The organism is Formosa agariphila KMM 3901 (assembly GCF_000723205.1).
Lineage (GTDB): Bacteria > Bacteroidota > Bacteroidia > Flavobacteriales > Flavobacteriaceae > Formosa > Formosa agariphila.
The window spans coordinates 4,162,670-4,178,301 of record NZ_HG315671.1 but is presented as its reverse complement, the minus strand read 5'-3'; the positions used below and the strand labels follow the sequence as shown (position 1 = coordinate 4,178,301).

Annotated in this window: 13 protein-coding genes; 10 read left to right on the top strand and 3 right to left on the bottom strand. The window is 32.1% G+C overall.

Going from position 1 to position 15,632, the window contains the following annotated elements; translation table 11 throughout:
• Window positions 1–87: 87 nt before the first annotated feature.
• From BN863_RS17665 to BN863_RS17650, 4 genes are all read left to right on the top strand, one after another.
• Window positions 88–945 (top strand): class I SAM-dependent methyltransferase, encoded by an 858-nt coding sequence (locus BN863_RS17665; protein WP_038532853.1) that lies wholly within the window; start codon window positions 88–90, stop codon window positions 943–945.
• A gap of 231 nt (window positions 946–1,176) precedes the next feature.
• A complete protein-coding gene (locus BN863_RS17660; protein ID WP_038532852.1) occupies window positions 1,177–1,689 on the top strand; it encodes an OmpH family outer membrane protein in 513 nt (170 codons plus the stop codon).
• A 217-nt stretch (window positions 1,690–1,906) separates the two neighbouring features.
• Window positions 1,907–4,276, top strand: coding sequence for a TonB-dependent receptor (locus BN863_RS17655; RefSeq protein ID WP_038532849.1), 2,370 nt, complete (start codon window positions 1,907–1,909; stop codon window positions 4,274–4,276).
• Window positions 4,277–4,282: 6 nt separating this feature from the next.
• Window positions 4,283–5,128, top strand: a complete 846-nt coding sequence (locus tag BN863_RS17650) for a DUF4249 domain-containing protein (protein WP_038532847.1) — start codon at window positions 4,283–4,285, stop codon at window positions 5,126–5,128.
• 274 nt (window positions 5,129–5,402) lie between these two features.
• Here BN863_RS17650 and BN863_RS17645 read toward each other — a convergent pair whose 3' ends face one another.
• On the bottom strand, window positions 5,403–5,801 hold the full coding sequence (locus BN863_RS17645) for a hypothetical protein (RefSeq protein WP_038532844.1): 399 nt from the start codon (window positions 5,799–5,801) through the stop codon (window positions 5,403–5,405).
• Between the two features lie 9 nt (window positions 5,802–5,810).
• Window positions 5,811–6,962, bottom strand: coding sequence for a DNA polymerase III subunit (locus tag BN863_RS17640; protein ID WP_038532841.1), 1,152 nt, complete (start codon window positions 6,960–6,962; stop codon window positions 5,811–5,813).
• Between the two features lie 242 nt (window positions 6,963–7,204).
• On the opposite strand from BN863_RS17640, the gene BN863_RS17635 reads away from it, so the two are divergent.
• From BN863_RS17635 to BN863_RS17625, 3 genes are all read left to right on the top strand, one after another.
• Window positions 7,205–8,392, top strand: a complete 1,188-nt coding sequence (locus tag BN863_RS17635; protein ID WP_038532839.1) for a phosphoglycerate kinase — start codon at window positions 7,205–7,207, stop codon at window positions 8,390–8,392.
• 114 nt (window positions 8,393–8,506) lie between these two features.
• Window positions 8,507–10,153 (top strand): LysM peptidoglycan-binding domain-containing protein, encoded by a 1,647-nt coding sequence (locus tag BN863_RS17630; protein ID WP_084817575.1) that lies wholly within the window; start codon window positions 8,507–8,509, stop codon window positions 10,151–10,153.
• A 24-nt stretch (window positions 10,154–10,177) separates the two neighbouring features.
• On the top strand, window positions 10,178–11,161 hold the full coding sequence (locus BN863_RS17625) for a DUF4837 family protein (protein WP_038532836.1): 984 nt from the start codon (window positions 10,178–10,180) through the stop codon (window positions 11,159–11,161).
• Window positions 11,162–11,239: 78 nt separating this feature from the next.
• Here the strand turns inward: BN863_RS17625 and tatA are convergent, their stop codons facing one another.
• A complete protein-coding gene (gene tatA, locus BN863_RS17620; protein WP_038532834.1) occupies window positions 11,240–11,422 on the bottom strand; it encodes a twin-arginine translocase TatA/TatE family subunit in 183 nt (60 codons plus the stop codon).
• A 118-nt stretch (window positions 11,423–11,540) separates the two neighbouring features.
• On the opposite strand from tatA, the gene BN863_RS17615 reads away from it, so the two are divergent.
• The 3 genes from BN863_RS17615 to BN863_RS17605 are packed head-to-tail and all read left to right on the top strand — an operon-like array spanning window position 11,541 to window position 15,628.
• A complete protein-coding gene (locus BN863_RS17615; protein WP_038532832.1) occupies window positions 11,541–12,413 on the top strand; it encodes a M23 family metallopeptidase in 873 nt (290 codons plus the stop codon).
• The gene (locus BN863_RS17610; protein ID WP_038532831.1) at window positions 12,410–13,912 is read left to right on the top strand and encodes a GH3 auxin-responsive promoter family protein; all 1,503 of its coding nucleotides are present in this window, start codon (window positions 12,410–12,412) and stop codon (window positions 13,910–13,912) included. Before BN863_RS17615 ends, BN863_RS17610 begins: the two co-directional genes overlap by 4 nt.
• 27 nt (window positions 13,913–13,939) lie before the next feature.
• Entirely contained in the window at window positions 13,940–15,628 is a 1,689-nt protein-coding gene (locus tag BN863_RS17605; protein ID WP_038532829.1) for a DUF6909 family protein, read from the top strand.
• Window positions 15,629–15,632 lie beyond the last annotated feature (4 nt).

The following is a 15,632-nucleotide window of genomic DNA, read 5'->3' as shown; positions in this document are numbered from 1 at the left end:
CAAAATGTAATAAAGAAAAGTGATTAATATGTATCAATAATTTGAAATCTCTACACGTAAATATGTAGAGATTTCTGTTTTAAATTTATGAGCCAAGCATCAAATAAAGCGTATTTAAAGTGTAAAGATTATTCAGTGTCTGGAGAATATTTTGAATTACTTCATGATACTGATCTTGATATTTTAGAAACTTCTCCTCAACCAAAAGAAGAACAATTAGGACAATATTACGAGAGTGAAGATTATATTTCGCATACAGATTCTAAACGTAATCTATTCGAAAAAGCATATCACGTTGTAAAGGGTATTGCATTAAAACGAAAGTTAAATTTAATTAATAGTTTTAATACAGACGAGAAATTTCTTTTAGATGTAGGATGTGGTACTGGAGATTTTTTACAAATTGCAAAAACAAATGGATGGCAAATTTGTGGAGTAGAACCTGATGGTGGAGCTCGGAATTTAGCTTGTACTAAAGTAGGGGAGGTGGTTTATGATGCTTCAAAAATAAATAACTTAAAACCTCATAGTTTTGATGTAATTACGCTTTGGCATGTTTTAGAACATTTACCAAATTTAGATACACATATTAAAAACTATAAAAAATTATTAAAACCAAATGGTGTTTTAGTAATTGCTGTGCCGAATTATAAAAGTTACGATGCGCAATATTATAAAGCCGATTGGGCTGCTTTTGATGTTCCGAGACATTTGTGGCATTTTTCGCAAAAGGGAATGTCTAATATTTTAGGAAAACAAGAGTTTAAAGTGGTTAAAACGCTACCAATGATTTTCGATGCGTTTTATGTATCCTTGCTTTCGGAAAAATATAAATCAGGAAAAATGAATTTTATAAAAGCTTTTCAAATCGGATTACAATCAAATTTAAAAGCAAAACAGACGGGTGAGTATTCATCATTGATTTATGTAGCTAAAAACAAGTAAAAAATGAATTTAAGACGATTTTAGAGGGTTTTAAAGCTGTGTTTGTATATTGTATAGTAAAATGTAAAATCTTTTCTTAAATCTGTTTATTTGAGTTTATTTTTAATAGTTAAAATTTATTTAATTTTGATTTTTAATAAACATTACTGATAATTACTTAATAGCTTAATAATACACGAATTATCTGTTTAACTTTTCTATTTTTGTTTTGTAAATTAATTTTAAATCAAAATGAAAAAAATATCTTTTTTAGTAATTACTCTTATTACTATGGCTTCTTGTCAGCAATCACAAAAAATTGGATTTGTAGACAATTCTAAATTGATAAATGAATATCAAGAGAAAATAGATGTTGAAGCTAAATATAAAACATTAATAGAAGCTTCAAATAGAACAACTGATAGTTTAGCGCAATCGTTTCAAGCAGAATATCAAGAATTCCAAGCACAAGCAAGTTCTATGCCTCAAGATAAAGCCCAAGAGCGTTATCAGCAGTTAGGACAAAAACAACAAATGTTGCAACAACAAATTCAAATGGGCGAGCAGCAAATAGCTGGAGAAAGTCAAAAAGAAATTGATTCTTTAATTTCTAAAGTAAGAACATTTGTAAAAGATTACGGTAAATCTAATGGTTACGATTTTATTTTAGGAAGTAATGACGCTGGAAGTGTTATGTATGGAAAAGAAGGAGACGATTTAACAGAAACACTTGTTAAAGCGTTAAACGATTCTTATAAAAAATAGGTTTTACTTAAATCCTTAGAACTAAAAGTCAAACATGGTTTTCGTGTTTGACTTTTTTTGTGTCTAACAATTGCATGTATTTATTATGCTTATAGTTAAACACAAATATCAAGACCATCGATAGCATCAATATTTAAGTGTTTTGAGCTATATTTAATACTTAAATGCCATATAAATTTACTTGATTTGTAATCAAAAAATAATATTAAACTAAATTATGAAAACGAAACTTAGCGTTTGCTTTTTGCTTCTTACTGCGCTGATGTATTCTCAAGAAAAATTTTCTGTGAGCGGAACTGTAAAAGATTTTGCAAATGGAGAAACTGTATTTGGGGCTTCAGTGTATTTAGAAGGGACAAGTAATGGAACAGTTACTAATGCTTACGGATTTTATTCTTTGTCGGCTCCAGAAGGAAGTTACAAACTGGTTATTTCTTATTTAGGATACACTACAATTACTAAAGATATTGATTTAAACAAAAACCAAAATTATTCTTTCGAATTAGAGGAAGATAATATGGCTTTAGACGAGGTTGTAATTACTGCAGAAGAATCTGAAAAGGCTAATATTAGAGACCCACAGATGAGTGTGTCTGTAATTAAAAGTTCTACTATAAAAGCAATTCCTGCAGTGTTAGGTGAAGTGGATTTAGTGAAGTCCATACAGCTGTTACCTGGAGTTACAAATAATGGTGAAGGTTCTAACGGATTTAACGTTAGAGGAGGTGCAACAGATCAAAATTTAGTACTCTTAGATGAAGCAATTATATTTAACGAATCGCATTTATTTGGATTCTTTTCGGTGTTTAATGCCGATGTGGTTAAAGATGTTAAGTTGTACAAAGGTAATATCCCATCTAATTACGGTGGTCGCGTCTCATCTGTGCTCGATATCCGTCAAAAAGAAGGGAATAGTAAAGATTTTAATTTAACGGGTGGAATTGGCTTAATTTCAAGTCGTCTTGCCGCAGAAGGGCCTTTGTTTAAAAGTAAAGGATCGTTTATTGTTGCTGGGCGCTCGTCTTATGCGCATTTATTTCTTCAGGCAGCAGGTCAGGAAAATACCGCTTATTTTTACGATATAAATGCGAAAGGAAATTACGAGATAAACAACAACAATAAATTGTTCATATCTGGATATTTTGGTCGAGATATTCTCCAATTCTCAGATTCTTTTGAAAATTCTTATGGAAATACGTCTTTAAATTTAAGATGGAATCATGTGTTTAACGATAAATTATTTTCGAACTTATCGTTAATTTATAGTATGTATAATTACAAACTAACTTTAGGTTTTATAGGCTTGGATTGGGATTCTGATATTAAAAATTTTAATGCGAAATACGATTTTAAATACTACCTAAATAATAAAACAACTATCGATTTTGGAGTAAGCGGAATTAATTACAATTTCAATCCGGGTGAAGTAAAACCTACAGATGAAAACTCTGCGATTAATGAAAATATTTTAGATGAAAAACGTGCTTTCGAAGGTGGTATTTATGTAAACGCCGAACACAAATTTTCTGATCGTTTAAACGTTCAAGCTGGGTTACGTTTTAGTTATTTTAACCGTTTAGGAGGACAACCAATGTCGACTTACGAGAATAATCAGCCTGTGGTTTATAATGAATCTTTAGGAATCTATCAGGAAGGAATTAAAACAGGAGAAATAGATTATTCAAGAGGGGAATCTATAAAAACGTTTTCAAATTTCGAACCGCGTTTAGGTTTAGCATATGAGTTAAGCGAATCGTCTTCGTTTAAATTAGGATATTCTAGAATTGCGCAATATTTACATTTATTATCTAATACCGCAAATGCAACGCCTTTAGATGTGTGGACGCCAAGTGGAGAATTTATAGATCCACAAATGGCAAATCAATATTCTGCGGGATATTTTAAAGAGCTCAAAAACGGATTGTTTTCAATAGAAACCGAAGTGTATTATAAAACTGTAGATAACAGAATTGATTATATAGATGGTTCTAGTTTAATAGCTCAAAATAATATTGAAACACAAATTTTAACCGGCGAATCTAGAGCTTACGGTTGGGAACTTTTATTCAGAAAAAATCGAGGTCGTTTTACAGGTTGGTTTGCCTATACGCTTTCTAAATCTGAACAAAATACACCTGGAGGAAATGCAAATGGACCCGGAATTAATAATGGTGAATGGTATAGTACCGCGTACGATAGAACACATGATGTGTCTGTAACAGGTACCTATCAACTAACCGATAAATGGAGCTTTAGCAGTAATTTTGTATTTCAAACGGGGCGTCCTACCACATATCCTGTTGGACAATATGAATATGAAGGTTTATCGTCTCCTGTGTACGACAGCCGAAACTCAAACCGATTACCTGCTTATAATCGATTAGATTTGGCGGCAACATTTAAGCCAAATAATAAACCAGATGCCAGATGGAAAGGGGAGTGGGTTTTTAGTATTTACAATGTTTACGACCGTAAAAATGCAGCCTCTATTTCTTTCGGTCAGAATTTAGAAACGGGTGTAAACGAAGCTACGCGGACAGCTATTTTTGGAATAGTGCCTTCTGTAACGTATAATTTCAAATTTTAAATCATCATGAAAAATAGTATATATATTGGTCTATTAGCTTTAACATGTATAATTACGTCTTGTACAGATGTTATAGATGTAGAGGTGCCAACTGCTGAGCCGAGGCTTGTAATTGAAGCGTCTTTAGATTGGGAAAAAGGAACTTCTGGTTTAAATCAGACCATAAAATTAAGCTCCACAACGCCTTATTTTGAAACCGATTTACCAAATGCAGTAACAGGAGCACAAGTAAGTGTAACTCGAGAAAGCGATAATGTCGTTTTTGTTTTTGAAGATCAGCAAAACGGAACTTATACAACCAATGATTTTGGAGCCATTTTAAACGATGTATATACTTTAAATGTAATCTACGAAGGGGAAACGTTTACAGCTACAGAAACATTGCGTCCTACAACGTCTATAACCAAAGTAACACAAACTAGAGATGGTGGTTTTGATCCTGATGCTTTAGAGGTAAATGTCTATTTTGATGACCCAGAAGACGAAACGAATTATTATGTTTTAAAATATCAGGAAATAGGCGATTATTTCCCAGATTTGGTTACAGTCTCAGATGAGTTTTTAAATGGAAATGAAATCCATTTAATTTACGAAAAACGAGGAGATGATGACGAAGATGAATTTCAAGCGGGTGATGTAGTAAATATTAATATTTATAACGTGACTAAAGAGTATTATAATTATATCGGGATTTTAAATAATCAATCGGGAAGTTCTGGTAATCCGTTTACTCCAGCTCCAGTAGAATTATTAGGGAATTGTATAAATATTACGAATAAAGAAAACTATCCTTATGGGTATTTTAGAGTTACACAAACCGATAAAAAAACATATACTTTTGTTGAAGAATAACTCTTCGTTTTTTTAAGAACAAGGCATAATAAAAAGCGTATTAAATTCTTGAACTTACGTTTGAAGATTTAATGTTTTTTTTATACAATGAGTTCAAAATTAAAAAGTTTATAAGATGTTATTTTTAAGACAAATAGGGTTGAGTTAAAGTTTGTTTAATTTGAAATTTAAACACTTTTAAAAGTTTGATAAAAATGAATTTTTTACCGTATTATTTAATTTTAAAAAAATTATAAAACTTACTGTTTTTGTTGAAGAAAAATAGGACGTTAATTTAATTTTGAAATAGAAAAACAGCAAACACAGAAACTATAAAATAGATTGTAATATTTCTAGCGCCATCAAAGTCTTTGGTTATGCGTTGACCCAATAAAAAAAGTAAAAGAATAACACATGAAATTATGGAACCAACCTGTGCGTAATTAGTGTTTTTTTCTGCGAGAATTTCAAAAATACCAAGGCTACAAAAAAGTGTAGTTAATGCTTCTAAAATTACAATTAAAACTAAAGTTATTGGAAGTAGTGGTACAACAAAAGTTTCAGAAAAATGAGATTTTAAAAATGAAATATTGCCTTTCCAATCGGTAACCTTATCAATAAAACTCATTAAAAAAGTAATGATTAAAAAGAGTAAAATAAGGAGTTCTGCACTATGGTTTAAAACGTGTTCCAAAATATTTTTTTAATCTTGTTTTGCGTGAAGCAATCGTGTTAGTTTTATAGACAAATCTGTCAGTACAATTTTAGAATTTCCGTTACGTTCAATATGGTAAATGGCATCTTGAATTGCTTCATAAATATCCATAATATTTCCATTATGAATAAAAGGTGCAAATTTTTCTAACTTAAAAGCTGTTTTAGGTTCTAAATACACCAATTCGTTAGCACCGTAATTTAGTAACATAGCTTGGCGGAAAAAATCCATACAAAAATGTAAAAATTGCTTTTGGGTTTCACGCCCTGTTTTTGCAATTTCTTCACTCCAATTAATAATATCATGAATTGCAGCTTTGTTACCTTTTGCTTTAAAAGCACTTCGCACCCAAAGTACAAACCAATCTTCAAACTGGGTGTCTTCTGAATCGTGATAGACTAAATCGCAAGCCTTATTATAATTTCCATAAGCTTGATGAGCAATTTTTGTAGCTTCACTTTCTTTTATGTGATAGTTTTTAACCAAAGCTTCAACAATCACCTCTTCTGCAAGTGCTGGGAAATGTAAAACCTGACAACGCGAACGTATTGTATTTATAATTTGTTGCTCTTCTTCAGCAATTAAAATAAACACAGTTTTATTGGGTGGTTCTTCTATAAGCTTTAATAATTTATTGGCAGCAGGAGTATTCATTTTCTCAGCCATCCAAATAATCATCACTTTGTAGCCACCTTCATATGCCTTTAATGATAACGCTTTTACTATGTCCTGGGCTTCATCAACACCAATTTGTCCTTGCTTATTGTTTACGCCTAACATTTTGTACCAATCAAAAAGATTTCCGTAAGGTTGTTCTTTTAATAATTGTCGCCACTCTGTTAAAAAGTGAGAAGACACGGGATGCGATTTTATACTTCCTGTTGTTGTTACAGGAAAGGCAAAATGCAAATCGGGATGCGAAATGTTATTGAATTTTAGATTGCACGCTTCGTTACCAGTATTGTTTTCTCCGTTAGAGTTTTTACACAAAATGTATTGTGCATAAGCAATAGCAAGTGGTAATGTACCAGAACCTTCTGGACCAACAAATAGTTGAGCGTGGGGTATACGACCATTATCTACACTTTGGGTTAAGTGATTTTTAATATGGTCCTGACCTAAAATATCTTTAAACAGCATGAAGCAAACCTACATAAAAATTTTAAGTTTTTGTTATCCAAAAGGGGTTGATGTTAAGTATTGTATTTTCAATTATAAAGTCGTGTTTAGCCTTGATTGTTTGGTTTAAATTGACGAATTAATAGTTTTATTGAATTTTTAACTGAAATTTATTTAAGACTATATCGTTTTCGTAAAAAAAACACGTTTTAAAGCTGTTTTTTATTGTTTACATTTGTAGAATAACATCAAAACTTTTTAGGATGAAAACACTTAATGATTTCGATTTTAATAATAAAAAAGCATTAATTAGAGTAGATTTTAATGTGCCTTTAGACGAGGATTATAATGTAACAGATAACACAAGAATTGTATCTGCTAAACCTACAATTATTAAAATTTTAGAAGATGGCGGAAGCTGTGTATTAATGTCTCACTTAGGAAGACCAAAAGGTGCTCAAGATGAGTTTTCTTTAAAACATATTAGCGAAGAAGTGTCTAATGTTTTAGGTGTGTCGGTAAAATTTGTTTCAGACTGTGTTGGTGAAAAAGCAGAACAAGCTGTGGCAAACCTTCAACCTGGTGAAGTGTTATTATTAGAAAATTTACGTTTTTATTCAGAAGAAACTGCTGGTGATGAAAAATTTGCTGAGCAACTGTCTAAATTAGGAGATATTTATGTAAACGATGCTTTTGGAACAGCGCATAGAGCACATGCTTCTACTACTATCGTTGCTCAATTTTTCCCAGAGAAAAAATGTTTCGGATATTTACTAGCTCAAGAAATTGAAAGTATCCAAAAAGTAATGGAAACTGGAGAAAAGCCTGTATTAGCTGTTTTAGGTGGTGCTAAAGTGTCTTCAAAAATCACAATTATAGAAAATATTTTAGATAAAGTAGACCACTTAATTATTGGAGGAGGGATGACATTTACTTTCATAAAAGCTCAAGGTGGTCAAGTAGGTGATTCTATTTGTGAAGATGATAAAATGGAATTAGCGCTAGATATTTTAAAACAAGCTAAAGAGAAAAATGTACAAATACATATTCCTGTAGATGTAGTTGCAGCAAACGCATTTAGTAACGATGCTGAAACTCAGATTGTAGATGTAACTAAAATACCAGAAGGATGGCAAGGTTTAGATGCTGGTCCAAAATCTATAGAAAACTTTAATAAAGTTGTTTTAGAAAGTAAAACCATTTTATGGAACGGACCTTTAGGTGTGTTCGAAATGCCAACTTTTGCTAAAGGAACAATTGCTTTAGGAGACTCTATTGCAGAGGCGACTAAGAATGGAGCTTTTTCTTTAGTTGGAGGAGGAGACTCTGTTGCAGCTGTTAAGCAATTTGGTTTCGAAAATAAAGTAAGTTATGTAAGTACAGGAGGTGGTGCAATGTTAGAGAGTTTAGAAGGAAAAACATTACCTGGTATTGCTGCAATTTTAGACTAATACACCCAAATTAAATAATGATAGTTTAAGAGTTTTATAACTTTAGCTTTCATTTTCAGTATAAAAACACGAATTTAGCCGGCTCGACGTTATACCAATCTAATGGTTTTATAAATGAAGCAACGACTAAATTCGTATTTTTTTTGTTTAGCATTTTTGCAAATTACTTGTTTTTATGCTCAAGATTCTCTGGCTGTTAAAGATAGTCAGGATTCTGTGATTGTAAATTCAATATTGCAAGACTCTACAGCTGTAAAATTCTATACAGAACTTGTCACAGAAGATAAGTTGCGTTCTGGCGAAGATCATACTGTGGATACTATTATAGACGGCCAAGCGTATTACAAACAAGAAATTAAACCTGCAATAGACTCTTTAAGTTTAGAACACTTAAGAGATCATGCCTATTCTGCTAAAGTAGATGAACTTTGGTTGGAAGAATTATACAGCAATAGTTTATACGATTCTATTTACGAATCGGTTACAGATCTTACATACGAAGAAGTAGATTATCCAGAACTAAATACAGATACACTTAAAAAACGTTTATTAGAATTAGATGCAAAAACACCTTTTAATGTGGCATATAACCCTGCTCTAGAAAGTGTGATTAAATCGTATTTAAAACGTCGAAGAAATTCGATGCAAAAACTAATGACGTTAAGCGAATATTATTTTCCTATGTTCGAGCGTGAATTAGATAATTATAATATTCCTCTTGAAATTAAATATTTATCTATTGTAGAATCTGCTTTAAAACCTAGAGCCAAATCTAGAGTAGGAGCCACTGGTTTATGGCAATTTATGTACACCACAGGAAAATACTATGGATTAGATGTTAGTAGTTATGTAGACGACCGTAGTGATCCATTAAAATCTACCGAAGCAGCAGCTAAATATTTATCTAAACTATATAGTATGTTTGGAGATTGGGATTTAGCTTTAGCAGCGTATAATTCAGGACCAGGAAATGTAACCAAAGCAATAAGACGTTCTGGAGGTTATGAAAATTATTGGAATATAAGAAACTATTTACCTCGTGAAACGGCTGGATATTTACCAGCGTTTTTAGCTACGATGTATATTTTTGAGAATGCAGAAGAGTTAGGGTTTTCTAAGTTAAAACCTGAAATTGCATATGTAGAAACCGATACGCTTCACGTGAAACAAATGATAACTTTAGATCAGGTATCTGAACTTACAGGTGTGAAAATAGAAGAACTTCAGTTTTTAAATCCGTCTTATAAACTTGATGTCATTCCTTTTATTAAGGATGAAACATATACGTTACGTTTGCCAGTTCGGGCTATTGGACCTTTTGTTGCTAATGAAGATGAGATTTACGCTTATGCAAAAGCAGAGTTCGATAAACGTGAAAAACCGCTACCACAATTAATAGAATCGGAAACAAAAACAAGGTATACCGTTAAGTCTGGAGATTATTTGGGTAAAATTGCTCGAAAATATAGTGTCCGTGTAAGTCAGATAAAACAATGGAATGGCCTTAGAAGTAATAATTTAAGTATTGGTCAGCGTTTAACTATTTATCCTAGAAATTCAACAGCTACGGCTAAGCCAACGTCAACTAATACTTCTACAGCATCTACAACAGAAAACACATATATTGTTAAAAAAGGAGATTCTTTATGGAGCATTGCTCAAAAACATTCTGGTATTTCTGTCGATAATATTAAAGAATGGAACGATATTAGCGGTAGTCGTTTAAAACCAGGAATGACTTTAAAAATGTCTAAAGGTTAATCATCTTGAAAAAAACTAAACATTATGCATAAAATTCTATTCTTTGTAACTGCGCTTCTTGTGCTTACTAGCTGTAATGATGACAAAAAAGGCAATCAGAAATTATTGTCTGAATCTTCTGGAAACTTAAATAACTTGTCTGTTGTGGTCGATAATGAATTGTGGCAGGGCAATGTTGGTGAAGCAATAAGAAACACGTTAGCATCGCCTGTAGACGGTTTACCGCAAGACGAACCTTTATTTTCATTGAGTCAAATTCCGCCTCAAGTATTTAGTGGTTTTGTTACAAAAAACAGAACGGTCTTACGCGTAGAAGTTGATGCGAACAAAACATCTTCAGTAAAATTTGGTAAGAATGTTTATGCCATTCCTCAAAAAGTTATAGTTGTTTCTGGAAAAACAGAAGCTGAGGTTATTGAACAATTAAAAAACAATGCACCTAAAATTATTGAAGCTTTTAAAAATCAGGAAATAAAAGAAAAGCAACGCCGAATTAAATTATCATTACTTAAAATAGATACCATTGAAAAGGCTTTAGGTATTAAAATGGAGCTTCCATCGGCTTATAGAATTGCTAAAAAGGATAATAATTTTTTCTGGTTAAGAAAGGATATTACAACGGGAACTCAGAATATTATGTTGTATGAGTTGCCTTTAAACGTATTAAAACAAAATGATAGTTTGGTTCAGCAAATTATTAAAATTAGAGATTCTATTGGGCAAGTACATATTCCAGGACCTACAGAAGGAACATTTATGATTACAGAAAAAGCCTATGCACCATATTTATTTCATACCACAATAGACGATAAGCCTGTGGTTGAAACGAAAGGAATCTGGGACGTGAAAAATGCTTTTATGTCTGGACCATTCATAAATTATATTATAGAGGATAAAGCAAATAATAGATTACTTGTTGTAGAAGGGTTTACTTTTGCGCCTTCAGTAGAAAAACGCGATTATGTGTTTGAGTTAGATGCAATCATGAAATCTATTAAATTTGAATAACACTTGTAAAATTTAGATGTAAAAAAAGCCAACAATTAATTGTTGGCTTTTTTTTATAGTATCGTGTAAAATAGTAAACTATGCTTTTTTGTCTTTGTTTTCGTCCTCTTCTTTCGAAGCGTCTTTAAACTCTTTAATACCACTTCCTAACCCACGCATAAGTTCAGGGATTTTTTTACCACCAAAAAGTAATAAAACAATTACCACAATTAAGATGATTTGAGGCGCTCCAATAACTAAAAATATTCCTTGAGAAATCATATTATTCAATGTTTAAAAAACAAAGGTAATGATTAAAGTTTAATATTGATGTTTTAATAATAATTTTAGGAAAACATAAAGGTTTGGTGCCATTAATTTATTTAATTTTGTTCTTAAGATGAATCAAAAGAAACCCAAAAATAAAAAATTAACAAAGAAGTTACTTCATAAGTACCGCCTTGTTATTTTAAATGAAGACACTTTTGAAGAGCGCTTGTCTTTTAAACTCACGCGATTAAATGTTTTTGTTGTTCTGTCTTTATTAAGCATGTTTTTAATTGTAGCCACGACATTGTTAATAGCTTACACGTCTTTACGTGAATATATTCCTGGGTATTCGTCTTCAGCTTTAAAACAATCTGCCACAGAATTGCATTTTAAAACAGATTCGTTACAGCAAGTATTACATGAAAACGAACAGTTTTATGCGTCCATAAAAAAAGTTTTAGAAGGCGATATTTCAACAACAAATATTAATAAAGATTCAATTATCGCTGCTACTAAATTTGAAGCGAGTCAAGTGGATTTAAGTCCAACCAAAGCAGATTCATTATTAAGAGAACGTGTAGATAAAGAAGATAAATATAATCTTTTCGATTCTGCCACTTCAGCAGCAAACTTTGTGTTATTTCCACCAGCAAGTGGAGAAATTAGCGAGTCGTATAGTGTTAAAGATAAACACTATGCTGTAGATATTGTTGTAGCAAAAGATACGCCAATAAAGGCTACGGCCGATGGTAGAGTTATTTTTTCTGAATGGACAACTCAAACAGGGTTTGTTATTATTTTAGAGCATAGCTACGGGTTAATTTCTGTATATAAACACAATGCAACTTTAACCAAAGAACAAGGAGATTTAGTTAAGGCGGGAGAAGTAATTGCTACAGCAGGAGATTCTGGTGAATACACCACTGGACCACATTTACATTTTGAGTTGTGGAGCGATGGCTATCCTATTAATCCAATTAATTTTATCGATTTTAAACCATGATGTCCATAAAAGCACTTTTAGCAAAACCATTTGCCAAGTATATATATAGTTCTGTTCAGAAATGGGCTAATAATCCCATTGAAACTCAAGATAAAGTTTTTAAAAACTTAATTTCAGAGGCAAGTTCTACAATGTTTGGAAAGGATCATAATTTTCAAAACATAAAAACATTCGAAGATTTTGTAAAACACGTTCCGGTTCGTGATTACGAAGACTTAAAACCTTATGTTTTAAAAGTTGTAGATGGCCAAGCTGATATATTATGGAAAGGAAAGCCTTTATATTTTGCTAAAACTTCGGGAACCACCTCTGGTGCGAAATACATTCCAATTACAAAAGAAAGTATGCCAACGCATATTGAAGCCGCTAGAAATGCTATTTTATTATACATTAATGAAACGGGTAACTCTAGTTTTGTTGATGGTAAAATGATTTTCCTTCAAGGAAGCCCAATTTTAGAAAAGAAAAACGGTATAAACCTTGGAAGATTATCAGGGATTGTAGCACATTTTGTTCCTAAATATCTTCAGAAAAATAGACTTCCAAGTTGGGAAACAAACTGTATAGAAGATTGGGAAACAAAAGTTGATGCTATAGTTGAAGAAACGCTTCCGGAGGATATGACTATAATTTCAGGGATTCCGTCTTGGGTACAAATGTATTTTGAAAAGCTTCAGGAAAAAACTGGCAAACCTGTTGGAGATATCTTTAAGAACTTTAATTTATTCATTTTTGGAGGTGTGAATTACGAACCGTATCGTGCTAAATTTGAAAAATTAATAGGAAGAAAAGTTGACAGTATTGAATTGTATCCCGCAAGCGAAGGTTTTTTTGCCTACCAAGATAAGCAGAACGAAAAAGGAATGTTGTTACAGCTAAATTCTGGTATTTTTTACGAGTTTATAAAAGCCGACGAATTTTTCGAAGAAAACCCAAAACGTATTACCATTAAAGACGTAGAGTTAGACGTAAATTATGTTCTAATTATTTCTACAACAGCAGGATTGTGGGCCTATAACATTGGAGATACTGTTGCCTTTACATCGTTAAAACCTTATCGTGTTATCGTAACGGGGCGTATAAAACATTTTATTTCGGCATTTGGAGAGCATGTAATTGGTAAAGAAGTAGAACAAGCCATGAAAGATGCAACTGCTGATACAGATATTCGTATTTCGGAATTTACGGTTGCGCCACAAATAAATCCGGAATCTGGTTTACCTTTTCATGAGTGGTTTGTAGAATTCGAAAACGAACCAAAGCATCTTCAAGAACTGGTTGAGAAGCTAGATGAATCACTTCAAAAACAAAATAGTTATTATTTCGATTTAATAGAAGGCAAAGTACTTCAGCCATTAAAAATTACTTCAATAAAAAAAGATGGATTTCAGGATTATATGAAATCTATTGGAAAATTAGGAGGACAAAATAAAATCCCAAGATTATCTAACGACCGAAAAATAGCAGATACGCTATATGCCTTAAAAGTAACTAAATAGTGCTATATTTGTGCGGAAAATAATTTTATGAGTAATAAAAAACATCACGAAAGAACACGAGCTCAAGAGAGTTCTGGCGCTATAGAGCGCATGTATATTACAATGAGACATTTGTTTAATCGTGGATTTTATAAACCTATGGGAATTTCTGGGGAAACCTTAAGAGAGGCTTTATTGCTTCTTAGACCAGAAATTTATGGTTCTGTTGGCGATGAGAAAGCAGAACTGGATGGTTTATTATACATTGTAGATAGGCTTCCTATTGGAATTGAAGAATGCCGTTATATAAATTTAACAAGTGATGAAGGTTATGCTGATTCGCATTTTAAAGCTATAATTCCACCAAAAAGACGTCGCAATTGTTATCGTATTGATGAGGATCAAATGAATATTGAAATCACTCGCGGACGTTCAGAAATTTACGATATTCTTACCCATCTTACATTTCTTTTTATTGAATCTCATAAAATCAGTAAACGCGTTATTATAGATGACGAGGGAACTACGACAAGAGATTGGATTAAGCTTGAGAAGGTTGTTCTTAGTAACGAAGAATTAACGCAGCCGGACCGAGAAATTGCAATTACCTATACTGCAAATATTTTAGGAAGAACGTTTAACGAAATTACCGAAATATATCATCAGTTCTCTACACCTCAAAATCCAGAGCGTTTATTACATATTGTGTATTGGCTAGGAAAATTGGCAATAGAAGAAGTTATAAATAACGATAAACGAACAGTTACTTTTAGTCCGATGTTACGTGAGCGTTTAGGGCACCATATTCACGGTGAAATTTGGGCGAACAAAATAAAACATACACTTTATAAAAATGATTTATTACAACGTCCTATTCATGTAATTAGTGCGAATATGCATAGTGTAATGAATACCCTTTTTGCTCCTAATGCTTTAAAATCGTTAGTGTCTAAAAAAGATGTTTTTGAAGTTTACGAAGCCTTAAGTCATAAGGACAATAAAGCGCTAAGAAATAAAGTGCAGAAAGAAGCGTTACAAAAAGGAATGATTTTTATTGATGATACTTCTGGAACAAATATCGATGTTCAGATTTTTGACACTTCTAAAATAGATGCCTCTAAAATTGATATAGCTACAAATGAAACTAAACTTCAGGAGGAAAAACCTGTAATTTTAGTTATGGATTATGCTTTTGGAGAGCAAGCTTACGAAACGATAGACGAACTATTAAAGCCTTATAAAATTGAAGGTAAAAAAGTGTATCTAAATGTAGAGTCGCTTTCAATAATGGGTAAAGCTGGAATTCTTGAAGGAGGAAAAGGAGATATTATGATTCCTTCTGCTCATATTTTTGAAGGGACCGCAGATAATTATCCGTTAAATAATGAGTTAAGTAAATCAGATTTAGAAGGTCATGGTATTGAAGTTTTTGAAGGTGCTATGATTACTGTTTTAGGGACTTCGCTTCAAAATAAAGACATTTTAAAATTCTTCTATAATTCATCTTGGAATGTTATCGGTTTAGAAATGGAAGGTGCACATTACCAAAAGGCAATACAATCGGCATCTAAAGTGAGAGGTAATATTTCACCAGATGTAAAAGTAAGATATGCATATTATGCTAGCGATAATCCTTTAGAAACAGGAGGTACATTAGCATCTGGAGGTTTAGGAACAACAGGAGTTAAACCAACATATTTAATTACAAGAACGATTTTGAAACAAATATTTAATTAATATA